Origin of the sequence: Citrobacter sp. MGH104, from assembly GCF_001034485.1 — a bacterium.
In the GTDB taxonomy this organism is placed as follows: Bacteria; Pseudomonadota; Gammaproteobacteria; order Enterobacterales; family Enterobacteriaceae; genus Citrobacter; species Citrobacter freundii.
Map to the genome: position 1 here is coordinate 1 of NZ_KQ089820.1, position 7505 is coordinate 7505.

11 protein-coding genes are annotated in these 7505 nt (G+C 50.5%); 5 read left to right on the top strand and 6 right to left on the bottom strand.

From position 1 onward, the window contains the following. Positions 1-3: 3 nt before the first annotated feature. The 4 genes from SK34_RS24775 to SK34_RS23115 all read right to left on the bottom strand — a co-directional run bounded on the left by SK34_RS24775 (position 4) and on the right by SK34_RS23115 (position 2909). Entirely contained in the window at positions 4-219 is a 216-nt protein-coding gene (locus SK34_RS24775; RefSeq protein WP_032634148.1) for an MbeD family mobilization/exclusion protein, read from the bottom strand. 6 nt (positions 220-225) lie between these two features. Further along, on the bottom strand, positions 226-717 hold the full coding sequence (locus SK34_RS24780) for an MbeB family mobilization protein (protein WP_015059161.1): 492 nt from the start codon (positions 715-717) through the stop codon (positions 226-228). Between the two features lie 677 nt (positions 718-1394). Beyond that, complete coding sequence (locus SK34_RS23110; protein ID WP_176703133.1) at positions 1395-1718, bottom strand: MobC family plasmid mobilization relaxosome protein; 324 nt, start codon at positions 1716-1718, stop codon at positions 1395-1397. Between the two features lie 1011 nt (positions 1719-2729). After that, on the bottom strand, positions 2730-2909 hold the full coding sequence (locus SK34_RS23115; protein WP_015059158.1) for a hypothetical protein: 180 nt from the start codon (positions 2907-2909) through the stop codon (positions 2730-2732). Positions 2910-3660: 751 nt separating this feature from the next. On the opposite strand from SK34_RS23115, the gene SK34_RS23120 reads away from it, so the two are divergent. Both SK34_RS23120 and SK34_RS23200 read left to right on the top strand, forming a co-directional pair. Next, entirely contained in the window at positions 3661-3960 is a 300-nt protein-coding gene (locus SK34_RS23120; RefSeq protein ID WP_015059156.1) for a helix-turn-helix domain-containing protein, read from the top strand. A gap of 3 nt (positions 3961-3963) precedes the next feature. Then, on the top strand, positions 3964-4725 hold the full coding sequence (locus SK34_RS23200; protein WP_015059155.1) for an ImmA/IrrE family metallo-endopeptidase: 762 nt from the start codon (positions 3964-3966) through the stop codon (positions 4723-4725). 565 nt (positions 4726-5290) lie between these two features. On the opposite strand, the gene SK34_RS23130 is transcribed toward SK34_RS23200, so the two are convergent. Continuing rightward, positions 5291-5575: a helix-turn-helix domain-containing protein gene (locus tag SK34_RS23130; protein WP_015059154.1), complete on the bottom strand. Its 285-nt coding sequence runs from the start codon at positions 5573-5575 to the stop codon at positions 5291-5293. Positions 5576-5927: 352 nt separating this feature from the next. On the opposite strand from SK34_RS23130, the gene SK34_RS23135 reads away from it, so the two are divergent. The 3 genes from SK34_RS23135 (at position 5928) to SK34_RS23145 (ending at position 7307) form a co-directional block, all read left to right on the top strand. Beyond that, a complete protein-coding gene (locus tag SK34_RS23135) occupies positions 5928-6206 on the top strand; it encodes a CopG family ribbon-helix-helix protein (RefSeq protein WP_014542884.1) in 279 nt (92 codons plus the stop codon). Continuing rightward, on the top strand, positions 6194-6505 hold the full coding sequence (locus SK34_RS23140) for a type II toxin-antitoxin system RelE/ParE family toxin (protein WP_015059150.1): 312 nt from the start codon (positions 6194-6196) through the stop codon (positions 6503-6505). The genes SK34_RS23135 and SK34_RS23140 overlap by 13 nt, the downstream gene beginning before the upstream one ends. Positions 6506-6875: 370 nt before the next feature. Continuing rightward, the gene (locus tag SK34_RS23145; protein ID WP_048234297.1) at positions 6876-7307 is read left to right on the top strand and encodes a hypothetical protein; all 432 of its coding nucleotides are present in this window, start codon (positions 6876-6878) and stop codon (positions 7305-7307) included. A 106-nt stretch (positions 7308-7413) separates the two neighbouring features. Here the strand turns inward: SK34_RS23145 and SK34_RS25240 are convergent. Then, positions 7414-7505: MbeD/MobD family mobilization/exclusion family protein (locus tag SK34_RS25240; RefSeq protein ID WP_442854965.1), on the bottom strand; the 92-nt coding region annotated here is incomplete at its 5' end.

Here is a 7505-nt window from a genome sequence, read left to right on the forward strand (position 1 = left end):
CGTTCATCTCACGGACAAGCGGCGCAGCTGCTCGCTCAAACTCTGCACCTGCCTGCTCAAGTCCGATACGCGCTCGCTCAGCGCCGCGTTCTCCCGTTGCGTAATGCCAAACATCCTCTGCAACTCCGAGGAGGCGGCTTCCCACGCGCTCAGCTGCTGCGCGTAATCCTGCTGCAGTTGCTCGAATGCGCTCAATAATTGCGTTTCCAGTTCGGTCATGCTCTGTCAGTCCTGTTTCAGTTGTACCCACGTCGTACCGTTGTAAGGAATGGCTTCCGGCGTTGTTCCTGCAGGCATCACCAGAAAGCGCCGTCCGTCGCTGGTCGTCTGAAAGCTCACGCCCCACGTCTGCGCGTTCAGCTTCGTCAGCGCGTCTTTCTGCTCGCTGATGGCCTGGTAGTTGTCGAGAATTTTCTGCCCCTGCCACCACAGAATGCTCCCGCTCGTGCAGATCAGCAGGAATGACACGCCGGCGATAATCAGCCACGTCCGCCCGATGGTTTTCAGCATCCCTCTGGTGTTCAGGCTGATGGCGGAGGCCAGCTTCTGGTCGTGGTCGAGGATAGCGCTGTTGATTCGCTTCGCGCTTTCGCTCAGTTCCTGATTTACATACGCCTCGTGCTCGCTGAATGCGGCTTTCAGCATCTCGCCGGTAGATTGCCGCTGCGCTTTCGATTTCTGCTCCAAGTCCTGCGCCAGCGCTAAAAGACTGCTCATAAATGGCTCCTTTCAGTCGGATATTTCGCCCCCCGTCCGGGTTGGCAATGCTGATACTGCTCTGCGTGGTGCGTACCACCTCAAAACCTGCCGCTGTGAGCGCCTCAGTCACGTCCTGCCGCGTTTTAAGCTCCCCGGATGAGGCTAACACCATTAAACCCTGCGTAATCGCTCTGACAGCTTCCTGCTGCGCCTGTGGCAAGGCCGACGGCGTGACCAGCTCGCGTCGGTTTGCCGGGTCGTTCGGATCATGCAATCCCAGCCGGCCATTCACCACCGTCTGCCACGCATCGATGCGCGGGCGATCGGCCCGGTCGTAATACGGCTGCAGGCGTTTTCCGCTCAGCAGTTCGGTGTTCGGAATGAGGAAATTCAGCTCCACACGCCCTTTGTCGGCGTGTTCCACCCACAGCACGCTGTACTGGTCTTTATCTAGTCCGGGCATCAGAACCCGCTCGAAACTCTCCATCAGCTTTTCGCGCTGTCCGGGTGCCAGGTCACTCTCGGCAAACGACAGCACCCCGGAAGTGTATTTCTTGACATACGGTGAGGCATCAATCAGCTCCCGGACTTCCTCCGGCTTACCCTGCAGCACCGTCGCCCCGTCACGCTGCCGGTCTTTACCCAGCAGATAATCCACCGGGCCACTTCCGCCGCCGCGCCCGCGCGGATGGAATTTAACGATCATCGTCAGCTCCGTTCTCCCGCACCGTATGCCGCAGCCGTTCAAGGCCGGCATCGATGGCCATCAGCGCAGCCACCACCTGAACCCGATCAGCACCTGACCACTGACCGCCGTTAATTTTCCGGGCGATCTGGTTAAGGTTATTGCCCATGCCGGCGAGCTGACGCAGTAAAACCGGATCGATGGACGGCAGGCGTGATGACCGCGCCGGTCGGGTATCGAGACAGGTTTGCCGCATCCACGCCGCCAGCTGTTTGCCGTCACAGCGTTCAAGCAGCTGCTGATGCTCATCCTGCGTGACCCACATGGTCAGCATCTTGTCGCGTTTTGTACTCAAACGGCCTCCGGTGAAAAATATTTAGGGTGGCGATCTAACGCAGCTCCCGGAGAGGTACACAGCTTGTCTGTGGGCATCTGCCGGGAGCCGGCAAGCCCGACCGGGTACGTCAGGCCGTTGACCTTAGCGGGTTTCGGGGCGCAGCCCTGAACCAGTCACAGTACGCTAGCGCTGTGTATACTGGCTTACTCATGTTAGCACTGTGGTAATTTGCGTGTTAACTGCCTCTATTTGGCAGGGGAAAATGCGGCGGCGAAGCGTAAGCGGAATGATGACAGGACGGTGATATTGCGCCTCCTCGCTCACTCGGTCGCGATGCTCCGGACGTGAGACTGCGGCGGGCGCTGCATACACTCACTCAAGTATTAACAGGAGATGTAGAGAGAAAGAAAAAGCAGGGCAAAGGCCGCGGGGAACCCGTTTTTTCATAGGCTCCGCCTCCCCTGACGAGTATCACAAATGGACGCTCAAATCAGTGGAAGGCGAAACCCGACAGGACTTAAAGATGCCGGTGATTTCTCGCCGGCGGCTCCCTCGCGCGCTCTCCTGTTCCGACCCTGCCGCTTACCGGATACCTGTTCCGCCTTTTTCCCTTCGGGAAGCGTGGCGCTTTCTCATAGCTCACGCTGCTGGTATCTCGGCTCGGTGTAGGTCGTTCGCTCCAAGCTGGGCTGTGTGCACGAACCCCCCGTTCAGCCCGACTGCTGCGTCCATTCCGGTAACTATCAACTTGAGTCCAACCCGAAAAGACACGCAAAAACGCCACTGGCAGCAGCCATTGGTAACTGATGATGTGCGAGAGATTTAGAGAGTACTTGAAGTGGTGGCCTGACTGCGGCTACACTGAAAGGACAGTTTTGGTGACTCGTCTCGCACAAGACAGTTACCTGGTTAAGCAGCCTGCAAGCTGGCTTAACCTTCGATCAAACCGCCCTGCAAGGCGGTTTTTTCGTTTACAGAGCAAGAGATTACTCGTAGGTAGAGAGGATCTCAAGAAGATCCTTTCTCACTCATTCTTTCTTTCCTGGCTCTAATGGCTTCATAAACCAAATGCAAGCCAAAGCAAATAACTGCTAACGGCATTCCCCACTTAACCTCGGCAGCAACAATGCCAAGGCTCTCTAAAAGAGAAAGGATTCCCGCCAAAACAATAAAAGCACCTAAAAACATAGAGTATCCTTTTCGAAGTGAAATCAACAAAGAAAGCCTCCGCAAGAGGCTTTAAATTAATGCATTCAACTTATCGGCCTGGCACAAGAAAGGACCAAGCCTCATAGCCATAATCATGAGCATCGAGCATACGCGTCGAATTCTTAACACGACGGTAGCGACAGAATACCCACCTGAACCCTTTAGGCGCTGGTTTGCTCATATACAATCCCTCATCCCAATATCATCTAGTTCTTGGCTAATGAGAGTTAAGAGGCTACACTTCGATTCCCCAATCTAAGTTATGGCCTCTATTCATTAACCCAATACGGTAGACAGATGACTTCACCGCATTGACCTGTGTAGAGCTATTACTTTCCTTTTCTACCACTTCCATTTTTGGTTGGATCGACAAGCTTGTACGTCTGTCCAGACTTGGGAGTTGGTGGCAAAGGCTCCCCTTTAACAACCGTTCTTTCTACTCCAGTCGAAGCTCCTCGACTTCCAATAATTTCATACTGTCCCGAACGTGTAGCGCGATTACCAGGCTTCATACTTAACTCCTTGAACCTTTGGGAAGTACGGATTCGCACTTCTAATGCCAAGGTATCATTTCCAACGAAGAAAAGTCAAGCTATAGATCTACAAAAAGTATTGCCATAGCAATACCATCGTATTGCTATGGCAATACTTTTATCCCATACTATCTGTAATTAACGGTGCCATAAGCACCGATCACGCCACCAAAACATACATAAAATAGGAATATCATATGCTTAGCGAAAAGATCAGAGAGCTGAGGACATCTCGCGGGCTGTCCCTGGAGCAATTAGCAGCACAAGTAGGCTCAACAAAAAGCTATATTTGGGAGCTGGAGAAAAAGCCAGATATAAAACCGTCAGCAGATCTTGTATCCAAGATCGCCCAAGCATTAGATGTTACAATCGATTCACTAATGGATGCTCGAAAAACAAACGATAGAGATACTGTATTCTTTAGAGAATACAAAGAGCTAGATGATGAAACAAAAGAACAGCTGATGAGCATACTTAAAGCAATAAAACCAAGGTAATTAATGAACACACCCAGGGACAAAGCTGCTCAGGTAATCGCAGCATGGTTACAGGACAAGAGTGAATCGGATTCCTATCCAATTAACTGCATCGAGTTAGCAAAAAGCCTGGGTGTGGACGTCTCAGAGGCAGACTTAGACCTCAAGAAATTTATTGGCTGTTTGTACATCACAGACGATGTAACAGCAATTTTGTATAACAAAAACATAAAAGAAGAAGGCAGGAAAAACTTTACTATCGCCCATGAACTTGGCCATTACTTCCTCCACCAACAAGATCCATCTCACCAAGTTGCATTTAGAACACTATCCGACATACAGAACCAGCCACACTCGAAACAAATAGAAAGAGAAGCAGACCAATTTGCAGCATATCTACTAATGCCAGAGTCTGATTTCCTCAATAAAATACAAGCCAAATCGCATGATATAGAGCTGGTATTGGAGCTGGCAAAACACTATGGGACTAGCGCTACAGCCACATGCTGTCACTTAATAGATCTCTCAGAACAACCTTTGGCGGCTGTATCTCTCAACGCAGACAATACAACAAGGTGGTATAAGAGGAATCATCATTTCAAAGACTTTCGTTTGGAAAAAGGAACAAAAATAGACATCTCATCGCATTCACCACAGCAGCAAGAACCAGCGCGTTCTGACATATGGTTTCCCATACAATCATCACAATGGAGCTTAATGTCATCGTCACTGGATATGGAAGAATACAGCCAAAGACTGTATTTAATATCAGGCAATAGAGATTAATGGATCAGGCCTCTCGATTGGCCCCTTTCCCTCACACCGCACATTGTGCGCATTTACCATAACGCCTCAGTATGTGAATGAATCACATTGCTCACCTTAGATGTAGAAAGTCTTTATGGTAACCACTTGAAAAAAACCGATTAAACCCACATAAGAAAAGAGGGTACAGTACCGACTGTATCTTCCAAAAACGGGGAGATGGGTATGCCGTATGAAATGGGCGCTGAATGTCCGTGTTGCAAAGTAACCGCAGGTAGGGATGTTAAAGAGATAGACGAGATCTTCGGCTTTAGAGAGATGTCTGACGGCAGAAAAATCCCACAGTCATACTGCCGTAAATGCAGAAGCGCACATTGTTCAAAACTTGAAAAACGTTGCAGCTAACCTACAAAAATCAGCACAAAACGGAGTTAATTAATGAAAATCAAAATGATACAGAAAAAGGATGCTCTCTTTTGCCCAATATGCGGAAGGCCTGTTGAAAACTGCAATGGTCATCCCTTAAATGGTTAATTGAAAAGGCCCGCATTTGCGGGCCTTTTCATAGCGAGAACTAAAGGATGAGCTAACGATCATCCTCATCATTCTCTTCCGGTTCATCTGGATGGTATTCAAGTCCGAGATTATCAGCTAGCTCTTCGATGTATTCATTCGCATCACTAAGCTCTTGCTTCAGTCCCGCGATCTCTTTTTTATAACCAATCTCTTTTACCCACTGATGAATCGTAGATGGTGAACAATCAAGCACTTTAGCTACATCCTGCTGCTTGCCACCAAACTGCGTTACCAAAGAATACGCGGCAACCATGGCTCGCTCTCTTGGTTGACCATTTTTGTTTTTGTAAGCCATGCCAGTCTCTTTTAAAATTTAAAATTCGAATTTTAAATTTTAAAAGAGACTGGTGATAAGCACAAGTAAGCGACACAATAAAAAACCGCATTTACCATAACGTCGCATTACGCGCACCGCTCAGACGCGCTCAGGGCGTTTCTGACGGATAACCGGTAAAAGCGGCAACAAACCACCCGAAAACCCGCCAGAAACGCACCGGATAAATCATACCCGGATGCATGGCTATGCAGCCAGGTGCATGAGTCCGGGTTTGGCGGAAAACGGGCAACGTAAGCCGTATTTCTGGCAAATATCACTGACTCCGATTAAAGTAGTCACATGTATTACACATGACTACAAAGGTGATTTTATGTCAGCTGCGACATCCATCAGGCTTGATGATGAACTCAAAGACCGCCTGAAAACCCTTGCCGATGACCGCCATCGCTCCGCTCATGCCCTGATGCTGGAAGCGATCACCGAATACATCGACCGGGAAGAAAAGCGCAGCCAGTACCTGAGGGATGGACAGGCCGCATGGCAGCACTATCAGGAAACCGGTCTGCACCTGAGCGCCGAAGAGGTGGAAGCGTGGATAGATACCTGGGGAACTGAGAATGAGCAGGATGCTCCACCATGCCACAGGTAATTGTCTCCGCACTGGCGCAGCGGGATTTACAGCGCCTGCAGGACTTTCTCAAAACCAAAAACCGGCTGGCGGCCAGAAAAGCCGGTGAAGTGATCATCCGGGCTATCCAGCAGCTGAAAACGCAGCCTGACATGGGCCGCCCGGTTTCTCTTCTCCCACTGGAATACCAGGAACTGGTGATCGGATTTGGCGACAGTGGTTATGTGATGCTCTATCGCCACGACCGGGAAACGGACCGGATAGTGATCCTGACTGTCCGGCACCAGAAAGAAGCCGGCTATCACGGCCTGCAGGAATAATCCCCCTTGAGCACCGATCTGCTCTGCCGTTCACCGTCGGAGCAGACCGGACTCGATAGCCAGAATCAGCGCCTCCAGTACCAGTCCCACCACCTTCACAGCCAATGCTATTGTCATTAATGCTTTCATCGTCTTGCCCCTGTTTTATCTGATACCGCTATTGCATCACCTGCCGGCCGCAGAAACCACTGACTGTACTTGTCGCAATACCGCGACAATCATCAGGCCATTGGAACAGAAAAAAATCGACAGGAGCGACTGATAGCGTTCAGCGCTTCCCATTATCACCAGGAAATTCGGGTTACATTGGCGCTATAATGATTGTGAGAAATTACACACCTTTCACACCCGAAAAAATCAGGGGTATACAGTGGCAAAAACATTGCTCAACCTTTCACAGGCAGCACAGGCAGCCGGCATCACCAGAAGAACGCTGTATAACCACGTAAAACAAGGGAAAGTGACCGTGTCACGCGACGGGAAAAACAACCCGGTCGTGGATGTATCCGAACTGATCCGCGTATACGGCAATGTGAATTTACCTGAGAAACAAATTCCCAGCGTTTCACACCGTGAAAATACACAGAAAAATTTCCCACATGAGCAGCTGACAGCCATGCAGAAAGAGCTGGCTGAAATGAAACAGGCCATCACGTTGATGCTGGAAGACAAAACGCTGCGGGAAAAAGAAAATCAGCAGCATGAGGACGAGAAAAACCAGCTGCGGGAAGAAATCAAAAAGCTCAGTGAAAGCCTGGAGCAGGCGCAAAAAAAAGGGTTCTGGTCCAGGCTGTTCAGTTAACGCATTCTGGGGTAATCCAGCCCCTTCTGCAGCTGTGGCCGCTCCGGCTCTGGCGCTTTCTCGTGCTGCAGCGCCCGTTCATGTGCCTGCCGCTGCTCGATGGCGTTCATCTCACGGACAAGCGGCGCAGCTGCTCGCTCAAACTCTGCACCTGCCTGCTCAAGTCCGATACGCGCTCGCTCAGCGCCGCGTTCTCCC